This is a genomic window from Actinosynnema sp. NPDC059797 (genome assembly GCF_042732085.1).
Classification (GTDB): Bacteria; Actinomycetota; Actinomycetes; order Mycobacteriales; family Pseudonocardiaceae; genus Actinosynnema.
The window spans coordinates 1-16,744 of sequence record NZ_JBHWIE010000157.1 but is presented as its reverse complement, the minus strand read 5'-3'; the positions used below and the strand labels follow the sequence as shown (position 1 = coordinate 16,744).

Here is a 16,744-nt window from a genome sequence, read left to right as displayed (position 1 = left end):
CCACCGCTGGCTGCTCCCGTCCTCCGCCCTGGGCGGCGCGGTGCTGCTGACGTTCGCCGACGTCGTCGGCCGCGTCGTGACCCGGCCGGAGGAGATCGACGTCGGCATCATCACCGCGTTCGTCGGCGCGCCGTTCTTCATCTGGATCGTCCGCCGGCAGAAGGTCCGCGCACTGTGAACGCCACGACGCCCGCCGCCGCTTCCCCCGCGACCGCCTCTCCCGCGACCGCCTCCCCCGCGACCGTCGCCCTCGTGGTCCGCACGAGGGTCCGCCAGGCCCGGCGGCGCCGCCTCGTGGTCGCGCTGCTCACCGCGCTCGTCCTGGTGGCCATGGCGGTGTCGCTCATGGTCGGCCAGCGCTCCTACCCGCCGGGCGACGTGCTCGCCGTGATCCTCGGCGAGCAGGTGCCGGGCGCGTCGTTCACGGTCGGGCGCCTGCGGCTGCCGCGCACGGTGCTGGCGGCGCTCGTCGGGCTCGCCTTCGGCCTCGGCGGCGTGACCTTCCAGACCATGCTGCGCAACCCGCTGGCCAGCCCGGACGTCATCGGGGTCAGCGCGGGCGCCAGTGCCGCCGCCGCGTTCGCGATCGTCACGCTCTCGCTGTCCGGCCCCGCCGTCGAGGTCGCCGCCATCGTCGCGGGCCTCGGCGTCGCGCTGCTCATCTACCTGCTGTCCTACCGGGACGGTGTCGCGGGCACCCGGCTGATCCTGATCGGCATCGGGATCGCCGCCGTGCTGGACAGCGCCATCAACTGGGTGCTCAGCGGTGCCGGCCAGTGGGACCTCCAGCAGGCGCTGCGGTGGCTCACCGGCAGCCTCAACGGCGTCGCGTGGTCGGACGTCGTCCCGGTCCTGTGCGCGGTGCTCGTCCTCGGGCCGCTGCTGCTGGCCCAGACCCGGGCGCTGGCCACCACGCGGCTCGGCGACGACGCCGCCTCGGCGCTGGGCGTGCGCCTCGGCGTCACCAGGGTCGTCGTGATCGTCTGCGCGGTCGGGCTGATCTCGTTCGCGACGGCGGCCACCGGGCCGATCGCCTTCGTCGCGTTCCTGTCCGGGCCGATCGCCGCCAGGCTGGTGGGCCCGAGCGGGTCGCTGGTGCTCCCGGCGGCGCTGGTCGGCGCGCTGCTGGTGCTCGTGGCCGACTTCACCGGCCAGTTCCTGCTGGGCGCGCGGTACCCGGTCGGCGTCGTCACCGGGGTGCTGGGCGCGCCGTACCTGATCTACCTCATCATCCGCACCAACCGCGCCGGAGGCTCGCTGTGACCACCACCCACAGGCTCGCGGTGGAGGAGCTGACCATCGGCTACGGCGACCGCGCGGTCATCACCTCGCTGGACCTGGTGATCCCGCCGGGCGAGATCACGGTGATCGTCGGGGCGAACGCCTGCGGCAAGTCGACCCTGCTGCGCTCGATGTCCCGGCTGCTCGCCCCGAAGTCGGGCCGGGTGCTGCTGGACGGCAAGCTCGTCCACCGCACGCCCGCCAGGGAACTGGCCCGCACCCTGGGCCTGCTGCCCCAGTCGCCGCTGGCCCCGGAGGGCATCACGGTCGCCGAGCTGGTCGGCCGGGGACGCCACCCGCACCAGGGCATCCTGTCGCGCTGGAGCAGGGAGGACGACGCGGCCGTGGCGGCGGCCTTGGAGGCGACCGCGACGGCGGACCTGGCCGACCGCTCCGTGGACGAGCTGTCCGGCGGCCAGCGCCAGCGCGTCTGGATCGCGATGGTGCTCGCCCAGCAGACCGACCTGCTGCTGCTGGACGAGCCCACCACGTTCCTGGACGTGAGCCACCAGATCGAGGTCCTGGACCTGCTGACCGACCTCAACCGGCTGCGCGGCACGACCATCGTCATGGTGCTGCACGACCTCAACCTGGCCGCGCGCTACGCGGACCACCTCATCGCGCTCGCCGGCGGCGGCCTGCACGCGGCGGGCACCGCCGAGGAGGTCCTCACCGCGGAGGGCGTGCGCGCCGCCTTCGGGCTCGACTGCCGGATCATCGTCGACCCCGTCTCCGGCAAGCCCCTCATGCTCCCGGTGGGCAAGCACCACACCCTCGCCGCCGAGGACGTCCCCGAGGGCGCGGCGCCGGCGCGGTGACCGCTCAGGCCGGTTCGGCCGGGCAGGCGAGGTCGTGCCGGGGGCGTTCGCCGGGGCCGGTGGCGCTGTCGAGCAGGGACCGGTCGCCGTGGTCCGGGAACATCGTGGTGCAGACCGAACCCGGGTTAGGTGCCGTAGGAGGTGCCGGAGCAGGACACCTCCGCCTCGCCCGGCGCCTCGCGGGTCCGGTCCACGTCGCACGCCGTGTTGGCCGTGGTGATGTGCGGCAGCAGCCACGCCGTCGCCGACGAACCGCACCGTCGCCGGGGTGGTCGCGGTGGCGAGGAGGGCGGCCAGGAGGAGCCCGCGCGTCGCGCCCCTCATCGGCGGGGCTCCCAGCGGAAGAGCCGGGAGGCCAGGGCGACGGCGACGACGACCCAGGCCAGGGTGGGCGCGAGCAGGAGCAGCGAGTCGGTGAGGGCGACGCCGCCGTCCCAGGCGTTGACGGCCAGTTCGGTGGCCGAGCCGCCGGGCAGCAGCCGCTTGAGCAGGGTCAGCTCCTCGGTGCCGGTGATGCCGACCCAGGTGGCGACGGCGATGGCGCCGAGGCTGACGGGCAGGGTGGTGACCTGGGCGTGCTCCGGGGAGTTGGTCAGGCCGGCGGTGGCCAGACCCAGCCCGACCATCATGGCCACCGTCGCCAGGACGGCCACCGCGAGCAGGCCGGCGTCGTCCGGCGGGCCGGTGACCGCGCCCAGCACGGTCAGGATCACGGTCACCTGCACCAGCGAGAGGGCGGTGACCGGCAGCACCAGCCCGGCCAGGATGCCGGCGTCGCCAGCCGCCGTGGAGCGCAGGCGCTTGAGGAACAGGTTCTGCCTGCGCGAGGCCAGCGTGGTCACCGCGCTGGTGTAGAGGCCGAACGCGCCCACGGTGAACAGCACGATCGCGGCGATGTAGCCGAGGCTGCCGAGCGCCGCGAAGACCTCGTGCTGGTGGATGAAGAACGCGCTGACCACGACCGGCACCACGAAGCTGTTGATCAGCACCGACCGGTTGCGGAAGACCTGGATCAGCTCGCCACGAGCGATCGAGAGCATGACGGGGTTCCCTCCTGGGATCGGGTGTGGTCGTTCAGCCGTCGATGGCGCGGAAGACGTCGTCGAGCCGGGTCGGGCCCGCCTGGAGGGCGCGCAGCTCCACCTCGTGGTCCCGCGCCCACCGCAGCAGGGCGAACAGGTCCTCCTGGAGGGCGAAGGTCTCGACGAGGAACGTCCCGTCGCCCTCGCGCACGGCGCCCGCCGGCGCCTCGGTCGCGGAGGGCGGGAGGCCGAAGCGGATCCGGGCCGGCAGGGTCCGGGTCAGCTCCGCGACGGTGCCCTCCCGGTGGAAGGCGCCCCGGTGCATCAGGCCGATGCGGTCGGCGCGCTGCTGCGCCTCCTCCAGGTAGTGCGTGGTGAGCACGATGGTCGAGCCGTCCTCGCGCAGCCTGTCCACCGCGTCCCACAGCGCGTCCCGGGACTGGATGTCCAAACCGGTCGTCGGCTCGTCCAGGAACACCAGTTCCGGTGCGCCGTACACGGCGGTGGCGAAGTCCAGCCGCCGCTTCTCGCCGCCGGACAGCTGGGACACCTTCGTGTTCGCCTTGCGGGTGAGGTCGACGACGCCGAGCACCCGCTCGACCCGGTCGGCGCGCCGGGTGAGGTCGCCGATCAGCCGGACGGACTCCGCCACGGTCAGGTCCGGCGAGAACCCGCTCTCCTGGAGCATGATGCCCATCCGCGGCCGCACGGCGGCCCGGTCCGCCGGGCTGTGGCCGAGCACCCGCACCGTGCCCGACGTGGGCGCGCGGTGGCCCTCGACGGCCTCCAGGGTCGAGGTCTTGCCCGCGCCGTTCGTGCCGAGCAGGGCGTAGAACTCGCCCCGCCCCACCTGGAAGGACAGGTCCTTGACGGCGTGGAAGTCGCCGTACGCGACGTTGAGCCGGTCCACGTCGATGACGGGTGTCGAAGTCATGCCCCGATTCCACCGGCGCCGGGGGAAGACCGGCAGTGAGACCACGTCATCGGGCCGCGTGACATTTCCCGGGGGAAGATGTGACGTGGTGTCACTGGTGCCCCGCCACCGGTCGGCACGATGCTGGGCGGCAGAACCCGCCGGCCGACCCCGGAGGGAACCTGCCCAGAAGGAACCTGCCCAGAGGAACCTGCCCAGGGGAACCCCGCCCGGAGGAAGAACCACATGCGACGCAGACCGCCGAGCGACCCGGCCGACACCGAGCCGGCGCGGTGGCAGCTGCGCAGGATCAACCTCACCATGTTCCTCCCGCTGCTCGCCGTCGCCGGGACCATCTCGGTGGCGAGCTACGCCCGGACCTGGTGGGAGGCCGCCGTCCTCGGCGCGGGCGTGGTCGCGGCCGTGGTCTCCTTCAGCCGGTGGGCGGCGGGCGACGTGCTGCGCGTCGCGCTCCCCTGCCTGGTCGTCGTCGCGGCGGTGTGGCCCTTCGCCGTGCTGGTGGTCGGCAGCCCGGTGGCGTTCACCGGCGTGGCCTGCGTGGGTTCCTACGTCATCCCCCAGCTCTCGCGCCGCCGGGTCGCGGCCACCGCCGCGCTCGTCGCCTACGTCGGCGCGGTGGGCGCGACGCGGCTGCTGGTGCCGCACGAGGACGTGTCCGACGTGCTGTTCCGGTTCGTCCTCGTGCCCACCGGCGTCACCGCGGCGATGGTCGGGTTGATGTTCCCCAACAAGAGGTTCTACGACGTCGTCGACGAGCTGGAGGAGGCGCGGGACCGGGAGGCGGAGCTGGCCGTCATCCGCGAGCGCGTCCGGTTCGCCGGCGACCTGCACGACATCCAGGGCCACACCCTGCACGTGGTGAAGCTGAAGACCGCGCTCGCCCGGAAGCTGGTGGACAGCGACACCGAGCGGGCCAAGCAGGAGCTGCGGGAGATCCACGCCCTGGTCAGCGACACCATCACGCAGACCAAGGAACTCGCCTACGCGCAGCGGCGGCTCAACCTCTCCGCCGAGCTGGAGAACGCGCGGAACCTCTTCGAGGCCGCGGGCATCCACGTGCGCGTCGACCGCGAAGGGGACGTCGAGCCGGGCGCGGGCGAACTGCTCGGCCTGGTCCTCCGCGAGACGACCACCAACGTCCTGCGCCACGCCCAGGCGACGCGGGTGCGGATCACCCTGTCGGCGTCGAGCATCACCATCGTCAACGACGGCGCGCCGCGCACGCCGCCGCCCGAGCTCCGGGGGCTGGCCGCGCTGCGGCAGCGCGTCGCCGCCCACGGGGGCGAGCTGGCGGTCGAGCAGGCGGACGGCCGGTTCGTCACGGCCGCGGCGTTCCGCCCCGCGGCCCGGGAGGACCGATGACCACGGTGGTGCTCGCCGACGACGAGGTCCTGCTCCGCAAGGCCCTGGCCGCGCTGCTCCCGCTCGAAGGCGAGATCACCGTGCTCGCCGAGGCGGCCGACGGGGCGACCGCCGTCGAAGCCACCCTGCGCCACCGGCCCGACGTGCTCGTCATCGACCTGGAGATGCCCGGTGTGGACGGTCTCGGCGCGGTGGCGGAGATCCGCCGCACCCGGCCCGACCAGGTCATCCTCATGCTCACCCGGCACGCCAAACCCGGGGTGCTCCGCAAGGCCCTCAAGCTCGGCGTCCAGGGCTTCGTCAGCAAGTCGGCCGAACCGGCGCACATCGTCGCCGTCATCGCCACCCTGCACGCCGGCAAGCGCTGGATCGACCCGGACGTGTCGGCGCTGGCCGTCGTCGACGACTGCCCGCTCACCGACCGGGAACTCGACGTGCTGCGCGCCACCCGCGACGGCTACTCGGTCGCCGACATCGCGGGCCGGCTGCACCTCGCGGAGGGCACCGTCCGCAACTACCTGTCCAACGCGATGCAGAAGACCCAGACCCGGACGCGGCACGAAGCCGCCCGGTACGCGCGCGAACACGACTGGCTGTGAGGCCCGGGGAGTCGCCCCTCCGCCCCCGGCCGCCGTTCCCGTCCCACAACGCCGTCGGGCCCGCCGGTGGGAACCGGCGGGCCCGAGTGGTTCGGTGGCGTCGCGTCAGCTGTGAGCGCGGTGGCCCCGGCTGGTGACCAGGTGGTAGATGGCCAGCACCACGATGGAGCCGAGGATGGCCAGCAGCCACGTGCTCAGGTCGAAGAAGCTGCCGATGTCGGAGCCGAAGATCGCTCGGCCGATGAAGCCGCCGAGGATGGCGCCCACGATGCCCAGCAGCATGGTGATGATGATGCCGCCCGGGTCCCGGCCGGGCATGATGGCCTTCGCGATGGCGCCGGCGACGAGACCCAGAATGATCCAACCCAGGATGCCCACGGTGCTTCCTTGTCCTCGTGCCACGCCGACTCTGCGATGCGGCGTGATCGTTGGCGACACCGGGATGCCCACCTCAACCGGATTTCACACCCGTGTCGGGTGGATCACAGCGAGCCGCACCGCGCCCACCACCGCCGGCGGGTGACCGACCGGCTCCTACCAGGCATTTCTCCCGGATTCCCCGAAGCGCGCGACGAGCGGTTCGCGGTCGTCGGCGACGGCCCTGGGACACGCGCGCCACCTTTATTGACTGCTCGGTCCAGATCAGGCAGGGTTATGGACGTTCCAGTCCATAACTCCGGGAGGTGGGCGGCGTGGCCGTCCTGAAGGGCAAGGTCGCCGTGGTCACCGGCGGCAGCAGCGGCATCGGGCTCGCGATCGCACGGGCGTTCCGCGACGAGGGCGCGAGGGTGTTCATCACCGGCCGCCGCGAGGGAGCGCTCGACGCGGCCGTCGCCGAACTCGGCGAGGAGGTGACCGCCGTGGTCTGCGACTCGTCCGTGCCCGCCGACCTCGACGCCCTCTACGAGACCGTCCGCGAGCAGGCCGGGCACGTCGACGTCGTGGTCGCCAACGCCGGCATCGGCATCGAGGCCGCACTGGGCGAGATCACCGAGGAGCAGGTCGACGCCCTGTTCGCCACCAACGTCAAGGGGACGATCTTCACCGTCCAGAAGGCGTTGCCGCTGCTGCGCCCGGGCGCCTCCGTCATCCTGACCGGCTCGATCGCCGCGACCCGCCCCCAACGCGGTCTCGAGGTCTACGGGGCGACGAAGGCCGCGGTGCACAACCTGGCCCGGGGTTGGGCGCACAGCTCGCTCCGGTACGGCTTCCGGGTCAACGTGCTCTCGCCGGGCATGGTCCCCACCCCGGGCATGCTCGACCTCGTCCCCGCGGAGGCCCGGGAACAGGCCAGGGGGACCATCCCCCTGGGCCGGCTCGGCACACCCGAGGAGATCGCCGCGGCCGCCGTGTTCCTGGCCTCGGACGCCTCGGGCTACGTCAACGGCTCCGAGCTGGACGTCGACGGGGGCGTCGCGCGGGTCTGACGCCCTCCCGCGCCGTCGTCCGGTGACCCGTCGGGCACCGCCCGGCGTCGCGGCGGGGGCAGCAGTCGCGCCAGGGCGGACTCGGCCACGGCGGCGAGCGCGTCCACGCCCATGCCCGTCCGCCCGAGCGCGACCACGCCGAGCTGGGCGGCGAGGACCGCGTAGGCGACCCGGTCCACGTCCACGTCGGGATCCACGTCGCCCTCGCGCCGGGCGCGCTCGATCGCCTCCGCCAGGACCCGGGCCGTCGCGTCGTAACTGCGCCGGGCCTCGGCCGCGACGTCCGGCACGCTCGCCGCCAGCTCGGCCGTGCTGTTGGCCAGGAGGCACCCGCGCCGGGCGGATGCCCCGGTGGGGTCGCAACTCGGACCTCGCACGAACTCGCGCACGAGGTCGATGCCCCGCGGCACGGACGCCAGCCGCTCGCGGAGCATCCGGTCGTTGGCGTCGTCGTACTCGCGCAGCACCCGCAGGAACAGGTTCCGCTTGTCGCCGAAAGCCCCGTACAGGCTGCCCTTGCCCAGACCGCTGACGCGCATGAGGTCGTCCAGCGACGTCGCCGCGTAGCCCTTGTCCCAGAATTCCTGGCGGATCGCCGCGACGACGCGGTCCTCGTCGAACTCCCGGGGCCGTGGCACGGCACGATGGTACGGGTTCTTGACCGGCCAGGCCAGAACTCGCCGGCACCGACCCGGCGGCCGGGTCCGCCGCGGCGCTCCCGGGTCGGCCGGGTCCGCCCGCGGCGCCGCCGGGTCGGCCGGGTCACCCGGCGAGCAGGGCCGGGAGGTCGCGCACCCCCGCCAGGACGTGCGTGGGGCGCTCGGCCTCCAGTTCGGCGCGGGTCTGGGCCCCGGTGAGGACGGCCGCCACGACGCCCGCGCGGGCGGCGAGGCCGGCGCGCACGTCGAGCGCGGTGTCGCCCGCGGTCAGGACGCGCGCGGGGTCGGTGACGCCGGTCAGCTCCATCGCGCGGTGGATCATGTGCGGTCGGGGGCGGCCGCCGGCGACCTCGGAGGCGCACACGACGCCGTCGAGGTGCTCGCCGACGCGCCACCCGACCGCCTCCAGCAGGGGGTCGGTGACCTGGCGGTCGAAACCGGTGGTCAGCACCACGCTCACGCCGGACGCGCGCAGCGCGGCCAGCGCCTCGGGCACGCCGGGCAGCGGGACCGGGGGCGAGGCGGCGTAGGCGGCGCGCAGGCGGGTGACGAACTCGGCGTGCAGCTCCTCCACGGCGTCGTGGTCGCCGGTGAGGGTGGCGAGGGCTTCGCGCTTGTCCGCGCCCATCCAGGGGCGGACGTCGGCGTCGGTCGCGCCGTGGTCGGCGACGACGGAGGACAGGACGCGGTACACCGCGCCGCCTTCGTCCACCGTGGTGCCGGCGATGTCGAGCGCGGCCAGGGTGATCATGCGTGGTCCCCTTCGGACAGTCGGCGGCGGACGGCGGCGGAGAGCCGGTCCACGGCGACGACGAGCACCACGACCACGAGGATGTGCGTGAGCATCTCGTCGAACTTGAACAGCTTGATGGACTGGTTGATCAGGAAGCCGATGCCGCCCGCGCCGACGAGGCCGAGCACCAGCGACGAGCGCACGTTGACGTCGAAGCGGTACATCAGCAGGCCGGCCAGTTGCGGCCGCACGGACGGCAGCAGGGCGTGGGCGGCGACCTGGACGCGGCCGGCGCCCGCCGTGCGCAGGGCCAGCGACGGGCCCGGGTCGGCGTCCTCCAGGGCTTCGGCCCACAGCTTGCCCATGACGCCGACGTTGTGGCACACCAGCGCCAGCACGCCGGGGAACGGGCCGAGGCCGACGGCCGTCACGAAGATCAGCGCGAACACCACGTCGGGCACGGCGCGCAGGAACGACAGCACCGAGCGGGACGCCTGGTAGGCCCAGGCAGAGGGCGCGGTGCCACGTGCGGCGAGCAGCGCCAGGGCGAGCGAGAACGGGATGGACAGGGTGGTGCCCAGCAGGCCGATCCACAGGGTGACCAGCGCCGCTTCCAGGCTGGGGCCCAGCACCTGCCAGGACAGGTCCGGCGGCACGGCCTCGCCGAGGAAGTCGGCCATGCCGCGCCACCCGTCGGCGAGCGCGCCGAAGGAGACGTCGGTGGCGTCCCAGGCGACGACGTGGACCGCGACGACGAGCGCGGTGAGCGCCCAGCCGAGGGCCAATGCCTTGGGGCGACGGGGTTTCGGCGGCACCGGCAGTCGGCGCGCGCCGTCCACCGCGGTCATGACACGGCCTCCAGGACCTGGTAGAGGGAGTCGACGGGCTGGTCGGGCGCGCCGTCGAGGACCACGCGCCCGTCGCGCAGCCCCACCACGCGGTCGGCGTGGCGGGCGGCGAGCGCGGGCTGGTGCAGCACGGCGAGCACCGCGAGCCCTTCGAGGTGGGCCAGGTCGGCGAGCAGCGCGAGCACCTGCTCGGACGCCGCCGGGTCCAGGGCGGAGACGGGCTCGTCGGCCAGCACCACGCGGGGGCGTTGGCACAGCGCCCGCGCCACGGCGACGCGCTGCTGCTGGCCGCCGGACAGGCTGCCGGCGCGGTCGTGGGCGCGGTCGGCCAGGCCGACCCGGTCCAGGCAGGCCATGGCCTCCTCCCGCACCTCGCGCGGGAACCCGAGCAGGGAGGAGCGCAGCGGCAGGCGGCCCAGCGCGCCGGCGCACACGTTGTCCAGCACCGTGCGGCGGCGCACGAGGTGGATGCGCTGGAACACCAGGGCCAGGTCGAGCCGGTCGCGGGGCCGCCCGTCGACGGTCACCCGGCCCGCCTCGACCGGCACGAGCCCGGCGGCGGCGCGCAGCAGCGTCGACTTGCCCGAGCCGTTGGCGCCGAGCACGGCCAGCAGCTCGCCGCGGGCGACGGCGACGTCCACGCCGCGCAGGACGGGCCGCTCCCCGTAGCGGACGGTGATGTCCGTGAGCGCGAGCATCAGGCGTCCTCCTCGGTCAGGCCCATGGTCTCGGCGAGGTCGAACAACGGCTGGTAGGTGGACCTGTCGACGGCGACGAGCGGGCCGGGCGGGTCGACGTCGAGCAGGGCGCCGATCTCGGCGACCGCGTCCGCCGGCAGCCCCAGCAGGGCGTCCTTGACGGCGGTCTTGAACTCCTGGGGCAGGTCGCCGCGCACCGTGATCGGGTCGTTCGGGATCGGCTCGGAGGTCCACACGCGGCGGAAGCGCGACGGGTCGAAGGTGCCCGCCGCGGTGGCGCTCGCCAACTGCTGGGAGTTGATCTCGGCGGCGTCGATGGAACCGTTCACCAGGGCGAGCAGCGCCTCGGGGTGACCGCCCGCGTAGTTGATCCGCACGTCGGACTCGGCGACGCCGGCGTCCTTGAGGGCCTTGCGGGGCAGGGCGTCGCCGGAGGTCGAGCCGACCGAGCCCAGGGCCAGCGAGCGGCCGCGGAGCTGCTCGACGGCGGTGATGTCGGAGTCGGCGGGCACCCAAATGCCGGCGGTGTAGCCGGACAGCTCCCCGTCGGACTCGCCGAACGAGGCGATCGCCTCGGCCTTGGCGCGCTGGCTGGCGAAGACGTAGCCCAGCGGGCCGAAGATGCCGAGGTCGAGCCGGCCGTTCTGCATGGCCAGGACCTCGGCGGAGTAGTCCTCGGTCACGGTGAGCTCGACCGGGCAGCCCAGGGACTTCGACAGGGCGTCGGCGAGGACCCGGGCGGCCGGCGTGAGGCGGGCGGGGTCCTCGAACGGCTCGACGCCGAAGCGGATGGCGCCGTTCGGGCAGGTGGGTGACGCCTGCTCGGCGTCACCGCCGCAGGCGGTGAGGGTGAGGGCGGCGGCGAGGCCGGCCACGAGGGCGAGACGGCGGACGGGCACGGTGGGCTCCGGTGTGGGGCGGTGGTTCACGGGGTTCGACGGAACGGTCGCAGCCGCCCCGGAGCCGGGTCAATGACTTGTATTGACAAGTCGCCGGCTGTTCACCTGCCGGTCAGCGCAGGACCACGCGGCCCGGATTCGGCTCATCGTCAAGATGTGTATCGACAAGTCGCCGCTCGTTCACGCGGCGTACCGGCTCGGTTCCCCAGCGAGGTCGACTTGTACAGTCAGGCCATGACGATCCCCCTGCACCGGGTCATCGCCTCGGAGCTGCGGCGGCGCATCCGCGCCGGCGCGATCGCCGTCGGCGAGGCGCTGCCGTCCGAGGCGCGCCTGTGCGAGGAGTTCTCCGCCTCCCGCGGCCCGGTCCGCCAGGCGCTGTCCGCGCTGCGCGAGGAGGGGCTGATCGGCGGCGGTCAGGGCAAACGCGCGGTGGTGCTCGACGCCGTGCCGGCCCAGCCGTTCGAGTCGTTCCTGTCGTTCACCCGCCGCGCCGAGATCACCGGGCACGAACCGGGCCAGCGGTTGCAGGAGATCGCGTTGCGCCGCCCCGAACCCACCGTCGCGGCGGTGCTGGGCGTCGACCCCGACGACGTGGTGGTGCAACTGGTCCGGTTGCGGCTGCTGGACGGGCGGCCGGCGATGCTGGAGCGCATGACCTACGTCGAGGCGGTCGGGCGACCCCTGCTCGACGCCGACCTCGACGCCGGGTCCATCTACGCCCTGCTCCTGGACCGCGGCGTGGACCTGCACTCGGCCCGGCACACCTTCGACGCCGTCGCCGCCGACCCGCTGGACGCCCGCCTGCTCGACGTGCCCGAGGGCGCGCCGCTGCTGCGCGAGCGCCGCCTGACCACCGACTCGTCGGGCACGCCGATCGAGTGGTCCGACGACCGCTACCGGCCCGACGTGGCGACGGTGACCGTCACCAACACCCGCAACTCCCGCAGCGCGGCGCTCTGACCGGGAGCGGGGCCGGACGGGTCCGCACCGGGCGGGGTTCACACCGGGTGGGGTTCACACCGGGCGGGGTTTACACCGGGCGGGGTTCACCGGGGGACGATGGCCTGCCGCATCGCCCCGGAGGTCCGGGCCGCGGCGAAGGCGGCGTCGACCTCGTCCAACCCGAACGCGCCCGCCACCAGCTCGGCGAACGGCCGGGCGCGGTGGTGCGCGGCCAGGAAGTCGACGGCCGCCCGGAGGTCCGCCGGCCGGTAGTTGTGCACGCCGACGACGGTGTGCAGGCCGCGCACCACCCGCTCCGGGTCCAGCGGCACGGGCTCCCCCGGCGACACCGACCCCGCCAGCACCAGCGTGCCGCCCACGCCGAGCGCGCGCAGGCAGGCGTCCACCGCGGCAGGTTTCCCGGACAGCTCCAGCGCCACGTCCACCTCGTCGGGCGCGGTGTCGGCGACCTCGGCCGCGCCGAAGCGCAGCGCCTGCGCGCGGCGCGCCGGGTCCGGGTCCACCGCGATCACGTGCGCACCGGCCTGCGCGGCCATCGCCACGGCCGTGACGCCGAGCATCCCGGCCCCCGTCACCAGCACGCGCCGCCCGGCCGGCGGACCGGCGGCGGCGACCACGGCGGCCACGGTGGCGGTGGCGCAGGAGGCGGGGGCGGCCACGGCGTCGGGCAGGTCGTCGGGCACGGCCACGATCGCCGTGCCCGGCAGCAGAACGCAGTGCGTGGCGAACCCGCCGGTGAGCGGCGCGGCCTCGTCCAGCGGCTCGTGCCCGTACTTGCGCAGCCGCCGGCACTTCTGCGGCAGCCCCCGACCGCACCGGTCGCAGTCGCCGCACGACGCGGTCACCGACCACACCACCCGCGTGCCGGGCGCCACCGGCGACCCGTCCACGCACCGCGCGCCGCCCCCGCCCACGGCCAGGACGGTGCCCACCTGCTCGTGCCCCAGCACCGCGGGAACCGGCGAGGACCGCCTGCCGGCGACGGTGTGCAGGTCGCTGCCGCACACCGTGGCCAGGTCCACCCGCACCAGCACCTCCCCCGGTCCGGGCGTGCGCGGTGTCATCGCGGAGACCAGGGTGAAGGGCTCGCCGACACCGCCCCACCGGGCGTAGCCGACGGGGACGGCGCCACCGGGCGCGATCGCGGAACTCATGCGGCCACCCTCGCACGCCGCCCTGCCGTGGACAACGACTTGTATATCCAGGTCACAGTCAGCTGCCTCCGACGCGCGAAACCAGGTGAACGGAGTGCGAACTTGTCTCTACAATTAGGCCGAATGCCTTGTGGACCGGACCGCGCGCCCGCAGGGTGGCCGGCGTGAAACCCACTCTGGTGATCGTCGGCGCGGGCATCGTCGGCCTGGCCCACGCCGTCGAGGGCCTGCGCCGCGGCCTGCGCGTGGTCGTGCTGGAACGCGACGAGCGCGCCGTGGGCGCGTCGGTGCGCAACTTCGGGCACATCTGCACCACCGCGCAGCACGGGCGGGCGCTCGACCTCGCCCGGGTCGCGCGGCGCACGTGGCTCGACCTCGCGCCGCGGGCGGGGTTCGGGGTGGTGGAGGCGGGCACCGTCGTGCTCGCCCGCGCCGAGGACGAACTGGCCGTGCTCGACGAGTTCGCCCGCACGCGGGGCGAGGACGGCGTGCGGCTGCTGGAGCGGCGCGACCTCGACCTCCCGCTGCTCGCCGACGACGTGCTCGGCGGCGCCCTGCTGCCGCTGGACCTGCGCGTCGACCCGCGCGAGGCCGTGCCCGCCCTGGCCTCCTGGCTGGCCGGGCAGGGCGTGGAGTTCCACTGGCGCGCCACCGTGACCGGCGTCGAACCCGGCGCGGTGCGCACCACGCGCGGCACGTTCGCCGCCGACGCCGCCGTGGTCGCCATCGGCCACGACGTCGACCGCCTGCTGCCCGACCTCGCCGACGCGGCCGGCCTGCGGCGCTGCCGCCTGCGCATGGCCGAGGTGGCCACGCCGGGCGGCCACGCCATCGCGCCGGCCCTCCTGTCCGGGCTGTCGATGCTGCGCTACCCCGGCCTGGCCCGCACCGCCGCCGCGGCCGACGTGCGCGCCCGCATCACCCGCGACCGCCCCGAACTGCTCGACGTCGCGATGAACCTGATGATCACCCAACGCCCCGACGGCAACCTCGTCGTCGGCGACACCCACCACTACGCCCTCACCCACGACCCCTTCCTGGACGAGGACGTGGACGACCTGGTGCTGCGCGAGGCCGCCCGCCTGCTCGGCGTGCCGGAGCTGACCGTGCGCCGCCGCTGGACCGGCGTCTACGCCTCCGCGCCGGGCGAGTTCCTCACCGCCGCACCGCACCCCGGCGCCCGGGTGGTCTCGGTGACCTCCGGCATCGGCATGACCACCGCCCTCGGCCTCGCGCCCACCGTCCTCGACGACCTGCTCGGCGCGCCCGCCTGAACCCGGCCGCGTGCCCGTCGAGCCGGAGGACGGGCGCCCGCGCGGCTCGGCATCGTGCGGCAGGCGGTGTCGCAGCGGATTGTCGATCAGTTCTCCGTTCCGGGGTTCACCAGGCCACGACGCCCCCGTCGTCGAAGAAGCCGCCGCGCGGCCCGTCGTCCGGCAGGGTGGCGAGCCGGAGCACGACCGCGGCGCCCTGCTCCGGCGTCCGCGACCCGGCGAAGCCGGTGAAGTCCGTCGCCACGTAGCCGGGGCAGCAGGCGTTCACGATGACCTTCGTGTCGGCCAGTCGGCGCGCGTACTGCACCGTGATGCTGTTGAGCATCGTCTTCGACGGCGCGTACGCGGCCAGGACCGGGCCGGTGCGCAGCGCCAGCGAGCCCATGTTGCTGGACACGTTGACCACGCGCGGCGAGGTCGCGCGGTCGAGCAGCGGGAGCACCGCGTTCGTCACCCGGACGACCCCGAACACGTTCGTGTCGAGGACGGCGCGGAGGACGTCGAGGTCGAGGGTCGTCGGGTCCTGCGCGCCACCGCCCAGCGCGCCGCCGATGCCCGCGTTGTTGACGAGCACGTCGAGCCGCCCCGCCTCCCGCTCGATCACCTTCGCCGCCGAGGCGGCGCTGTCGTCCGAGGTGACGTCGAGGGCGACCCCGAACGCGTCGACGCCCTCGGCGCGCAGGCGTTCGACGGCTTCCTCGCGCCTGGCGTCGTCGCGGGCGCCCACCGCGACGGTGAAACCGATCGCACCGAGACCCCGCGCGACGGCGAAACCGATTCCCTTGTTCGCGCCGGTGACCAGCGCGGTCTTCTTGTCGTTCACGTGGTCCATGCTCGGCGGGGCGCGTGCCCGCCGTCCAACACCGGATCGGTCGGCTGTGATACCCGCCGGGTATCAGTCAGTAGGCTGTTACCCGTGGACGACCTCGAGACCCGGGAACTGCGGTACTTCGTCGCCGTCGCCGAGGAACTGCACTTCGGGCGCGCCGCCGAGCGGCTCGGGATCGCCCAGCCGCCGCTCTCGCGCGCGGTCCGCCAACTGGAGCGGCGGCTCGGCGTCCAGCTCTTCGACCGGGACCGGCGCGGCGTGGCGCTCACCGACGCCGGCCGGGTGCTCCTCCGGGAGGCCGGGACGGCCCTGGACGCGGTGGCCGCCGCCGCGCGCCGGACGCGGCGCGCCGGCGACCCGAGGCGTCCGCTGGTGCTCGCGTCGAAGGCCGGCGCGTCCCACGAGCTGCTGCGGCGGCTCCTCGACGCGGCGGGCGGCGAACCCGGCGCGGCGCCGGTCGAGGTCCTGCTGTGCGAGATCGGCGAGCAGGCGGGGCTGCTGCGCGCGGGGCACGCCGACGTGGCGATCATGCACCGCCCGTTCGACGACCTCGCCGGCTTCGACACCGAGGACCTCCACGTCGAGGGCCAGGTCGCGATCCTGCCCGCGCGGCACCCGCTCGCGGCGCGCGACCGGCTCACGATGGCGGACGTCCGCGACGTGCCGGACCTGCCGATCGCCCGGTGGCCCCGGCTCGACGGGTCCTACCCGGACGGACCGGGGCCGGAGGTGCGCACCCAGTCGCAGCTCGCCCAGCTCGTGGCGCTCGGCAGGACGCTGCTCGTCATCCCCGCCTCCAGCCGCGCCTGGCAGTGGCCCGAGCACGTCGCGGTGCCCGTCGTGGACGCGCCGGAGGTCACCACGGTGATCGCGTGGCCGCCCGCCAGCCGCTCCCTGGCGGTGGCCTCGCTCGTCCGCTCGGCGGCCGGGCTGCGCGGTGCGGAGGCGCGGGCGTCCTGAGGGCGGTGAGGGGGCGCGGGCGTCCTGGCGGCGGCGCGGAGGCGCAGGCGACCTAGGGCCTGTCCTCAAAGCCAGATGAGCAGGGTGGCCAGGTCGAGCATGCCTCGGTAGGAGGTGGCGGTCTTGTCGAAGCGGGTGGCGATGGCGCGGAACTGCTTGAGTCGGTTGAAGCAGCGTTCGACCACGTTGCGGCGTTTGTAGGCGGTGCGGTCGAAGGCCGGTGGTCGTCCGCCGGTTCGGCCTTTGCGTTTGCGGTTGTTCTGCTGGTCACGGCGTTCCGG

General features: G+C 74.4%; 19 protein-coding genes and 1 pseudogene. 9 read left to right on the top strand and 11 right to left on the bottom strand.

Translation table 11 applies throughout. The annotated features are described in order from the left end of the window. The first annotated feature begins 10 nt into the window (after nt 1-10). The 3 genes from ACFV4N_RS27470 (at nt 11) to ACFV4N_RS27460 (ending at nt 2,099) form a co-directional block, all read left to right on the top strand. Entirely contained in the window at nt 11-178 is a 168-nt protein-coding gene (locus tag ACFV4N_RS27470; protein ID WP_499675489.1) for an iron chelate uptake ABC transporter family permease subunit, read from the top strand. A 74-nt stretch (nt 179-252) separates the two neighbouring features. Then, nucleotides 253-1,263 carry a FecCD family ABC transporter permease gene (locus ACFV4N_RS27465; protein ID WP_499675488.1) on the top strand — a complete coding sequence of 337 codons (1,011 nt, stop codon included), beginning with the start codon at nt 253-255 and terminating at the stop codon, nt 1,261-1,263. Next, complete coding sequence (locus ACFV4N_RS27460; RefSeq protein WP_499675487.1) at nt 1,260-2,099, top strand: ABC transporter ATP-binding protein; 840 nt, start codon at nt 1,260-1,262, stop codon at nt 2,097-2,099. Before ACFV4N_RS27465 ends, ACFV4N_RS27460 begins: the two co-directional genes overlap by 4 nt. Before the next feature lie 320 nt (nt 2,100-2,419). Here the strand turns inward: ACFV4N_RS27460 and ACFV4N_RS27455 are convergent, their stop codons facing one another. Then, nucleotides 2,420-3,139 carry an ABC transporter permease gene (locus tag ACFV4N_RS27455; RefSeq protein WP_499675486.1) on the bottom strand — a complete coding sequence of 240 codons (720 nt, stop codon included), beginning with the start codon at nt 3,137-3,139 and terminating at the stop codon, nt 2,420-2,422. A 34-nt stretch (nt 3,140-3,173) separates the two neighbouring features. Then, entirely contained in the window at nt 3,174-4,055 is an 882-nt protein-coding gene (locus ACFV4N_RS27450) for an ABC transporter ATP-binding protein (RefSeq protein WP_499675485.1), read from the bottom strand. Between the two features lie 225 nt (nt 4,056-4,280). On the opposite strand from ACFV4N_RS27450, the gene ACFV4N_RS27445 reads away from it, so the two are divergent. Both ACFV4N_RS27445 and ACFV4N_RS27440 read left to right on the top strand, forming a co-directional pair. Then, entirely contained in the window at nt 4,281-5,417 is a 1,137-nt protein-coding gene (locus ACFV4N_RS27445) for a sensor histidine kinase (RefSeq protein ID WP_499675484.1), read from the top strand. Further along, entirely contained in the window at nt 5,414-6,016 is a 603-nt protein-coding gene (locus ACFV4N_RS27440) for a response regulator (RefSeq protein ID WP_499675483.1), read from the top strand. The genes ACFV4N_RS27445 and ACFV4N_RS27440 overlap by 4 nt, the downstream gene beginning before the upstream one ends. A gap of 105 nt (nt 6,017-6,121) precedes the next feature. On the opposite strand, the gene ACFV4N_RS27435 is transcribed toward ACFV4N_RS27440, so the two are convergent. Further along, nucleotides 6,122-6,394: a GlsB/YeaQ/YmgE family stress response membrane protein gene (locus ACFV4N_RS27435; protein WP_499675482.1), complete on the bottom strand. Its 273-nt coding sequence runs from the start codon at nt 6,392-6,394 to the stop codon at nt 6,122-6,124. A 314-nt stretch (nt 6,395-6,708) separates the two neighbouring features. Here ACFV4N_RS27435 and ACFV4N_RS27430 point away from each other — a divergent pair, with 314 nt between their 5' ends. Further along, nucleotides 6,709-7,443 (top strand): SDR family NAD(P)-dependent oxidoreductase, encoded by a 735-nt coding sequence (locus ACFV4N_RS27430; protein ID WP_499675481.1) that lies wholly within the window; start codon nt 6,709-6,711, stop codon nt 7,441-7,443. Here ACFV4N_RS27430 and ACFV4N_RS27425 read toward each other — a convergent pair. From ACFV4N_RS27425 to ACFV4N_RS27405, 5 genes are all read right to left on the bottom strand, one after another. Beyond that, nucleotides 7,392-8,081: a TetR/AcrR family transcriptional regulator gene (locus ACFV4N_RS27425; protein ID WP_499675480.1), complete on the bottom strand. Its 690-nt coding sequence runs from the start codon at nt 8,079-8,081 to the stop codon at nt 7,392-7,394. The two genes, ACFV4N_RS27430 and ACFV4N_RS27425, sit on opposite strands and share 52 nt — an antisense overlap. 124 nt (nt 8,082-8,205) lie before the next feature. Beyond that, nucleotides 8,206-8,853: a phosphonatase-like hydrolase gene (locus ACFV4N_RS27420; RefSeq protein WP_499675479.1), complete on the bottom strand. Its 648-nt coding sequence runs from the start codon at nt 8,851-8,853 to the stop codon at nt 8,206-8,208. Continuing rightward, the gene (gene phnE, locus ACFV4N_RS27415; RefSeq protein ID WP_499675478.1) at nt 8,850-9,683 is read right to left on the bottom strand and encodes a phosphonate ABC transporter, permease protein PhnE; all 834 of its coding nucleotides are present in this window, start codon (nt 9,681-9,683) and stop codon (nt 8,850-8,852) included. The genes ACFV4N_RS27420 and phnE overlap by 4 nt, the downstream gene beginning before the upstream one ends. Beyond that, a complete protein-coding gene (locus ACFV4N_RS27410) occupies nt 9,680-10,381 on the bottom strand; it encodes a phosphonate ABC transporter ATP-binding protein (RefSeq protein ID WP_499675477.1) in 702 nt (233 codons plus the stop codon). The genes phnE and ACFV4N_RS27410 overlap by 4 nt, the downstream gene beginning before the upstream one ends. Beyond that, on the bottom strand, nt 10,381-11,280 hold the full coding sequence (locus ACFV4N_RS27405; RefSeq protein WP_499675476.1) for a phosphate/phosphite/phosphonate ABC transporter substrate-binding protein: 900 nt from the start codon (nt 11,278-11,280) through the stop codon (nt 10,381-10,383). The genes ACFV4N_RS27410 and ACFV4N_RS27405 overlap by 1 nt, the downstream gene beginning before the upstream one ends. A 234-nt stretch (nt 11,281-11,514) precedes the next feature. Between ACFV4N_RS27405 and ACFV4N_RS27400 the strand changes: the two genes are divergently transcribed. Beyond that, nucleotides 11,515-12,243 carry a GntR family transcriptional regulator gene (locus ACFV4N_RS27400; RefSeq protein WP_499675475.1) on the top strand — a complete coding sequence of 243 codons (729 nt, stop codon included), beginning with the start codon at nt 11,515-11,517 and terminating at the stop codon, nt 12,241-12,243. A gap of 86 nt (nt 12,244-12,329) precedes the next feature. Here the strand turns inward: ACFV4N_RS27400 and ACFV4N_RS27395 are convergent, their stop codons facing one another. Then, the gene (locus ACFV4N_RS27395; protein ID WP_499675474.1) at nt 12,330-13,400 is read right to left on the bottom strand and encodes a zinc-binding dehydrogenase; all 1,071 of its coding nucleotides are present in this window, start codon (nt 13,398-13,400) and stop codon (nt 12,330-12,332) included. A 164-nt stretch (nt 13,401-13,564) separates the two neighbouring features. On the opposite strand from ACFV4N_RS27395, the gene ACFV4N_RS27390 reads away from it, so the two are divergent. Next, nucleotides 13,565-14,674, top strand: a complete 1,110-nt coding sequence (locus ACFV4N_RS27390; RefSeq protein ID WP_499675473.1) for a TIGR03364 family FAD-dependent oxidoreductase — start codon at nt 13,565-13,567, stop codon at nt 14,672-14,674. Between the two features lie 106 nt (nt 14,675-14,780). On the opposite strand, the gene ACFV4N_RS27385 is transcribed toward ACFV4N_RS27390, so the two are convergent. After that, complete coding sequence (locus tag ACFV4N_RS27385) at nt 14,781-15,506, bottom strand: SDR family oxidoreductase (RefSeq protein ID WP_499675472.1); 726 nt, start codon at nt 15,504-15,506, stop codon at nt 14,781-14,783. 84 nt (nt 15,507-15,590) lie between these two features. Between ACFV4N_RS27385 and ACFV4N_RS27380 the strand changes: the two genes are divergently transcribed. Then, nucleotides 15,591-16,463, top strand: a complete 873-nt coding sequence (locus ACFV4N_RS27380; protein ID WP_499675471.1) for a LysR family transcriptional regulator — start codon at nt 15,591-15,593, stop codon at nt 16,461-16,463. Between the two features lie 65 nt (nt 16,464-16,528). Here ACFV4N_RS27380 and ACFV4N_RS27375 read toward each other — a convergent pair. After that, nucleotides 16,529-16,744, bottom strand: a pseudogene (locus ACFV4N_RS27375) (IS5/IS1182 family transposase); the annotation flags it as partial.

Coding starts and splice junctions, on each gene's coding strand:
- ACFV4N_RS27455 (WP_499675486.1), bottom strand. CDS start 3,139: ATGCTCTCGATCGCTCGTGGCGAGCTGATCCAGGTCTTCCGCAACCGG.
- ACFV4N_RS27450 (WP_499675485.1), bottom strand. CDS start 4,055: ATGACTTCGACACCCGTCATCGACGTGGACCGGCTCAACGTCGCGTAC.
- ACFV4N_RS27445 (WP_499675484.1), top strand. CDS start 4,281: ATGCGACGCAGACCGCCGAGCGACCCGGCCGACACCGAGCCGGCGCGG.
- ACFV4N_RS27440 (WP_499675483.1), top strand. CDS start 5,414: ATGACCACGGTGGTGCTCGCCGACGACGAGGTCCTGCTCCGCAAGGCC.
- ACFV4N_RS27420 (WP_499675479.1), bottom strand. CDS start 8,853: ATGATCACCCTGGCCGCGCTCGACATCGCCGGCACCACGGTGGACGAA.
- phnE (WP_499675478.1), bottom strand. CDS start 9,683: ATGACCGCGGTGGACGGCGCGCGCCGACTGCCGGTGCCGCCGAAACCC.
- ACFV4N_RS27410 (WP_499675477.1), bottom strand. CDS start 10,381: ATGCTCGCGCTCACGGACATCACCGTCCGCTACGGGGAGCGGCCCGTC.
- ACFV4N_RS27400 (WP_499675475.1), top strand. CDS start 11,515: ATGACGATCCCCCTGCACCGGGTCATCGCCTCGGAGCTGCGGCGGCGC.
- ACFV4N_RS27395 (WP_499675474.1), bottom strand. CDS start 13,400: ATGAGTTCCGCGATCGCGCCCGGTGGCGCCGTCCCCGTCGGCTACGCC.
- ACFV4N_RS27385 (WP_499675472.1), bottom strand. CDS start 15,506: ATGGACCACGTGAACGACAAGAAGACCGCGCTGGTCACCGGCGCGAAC.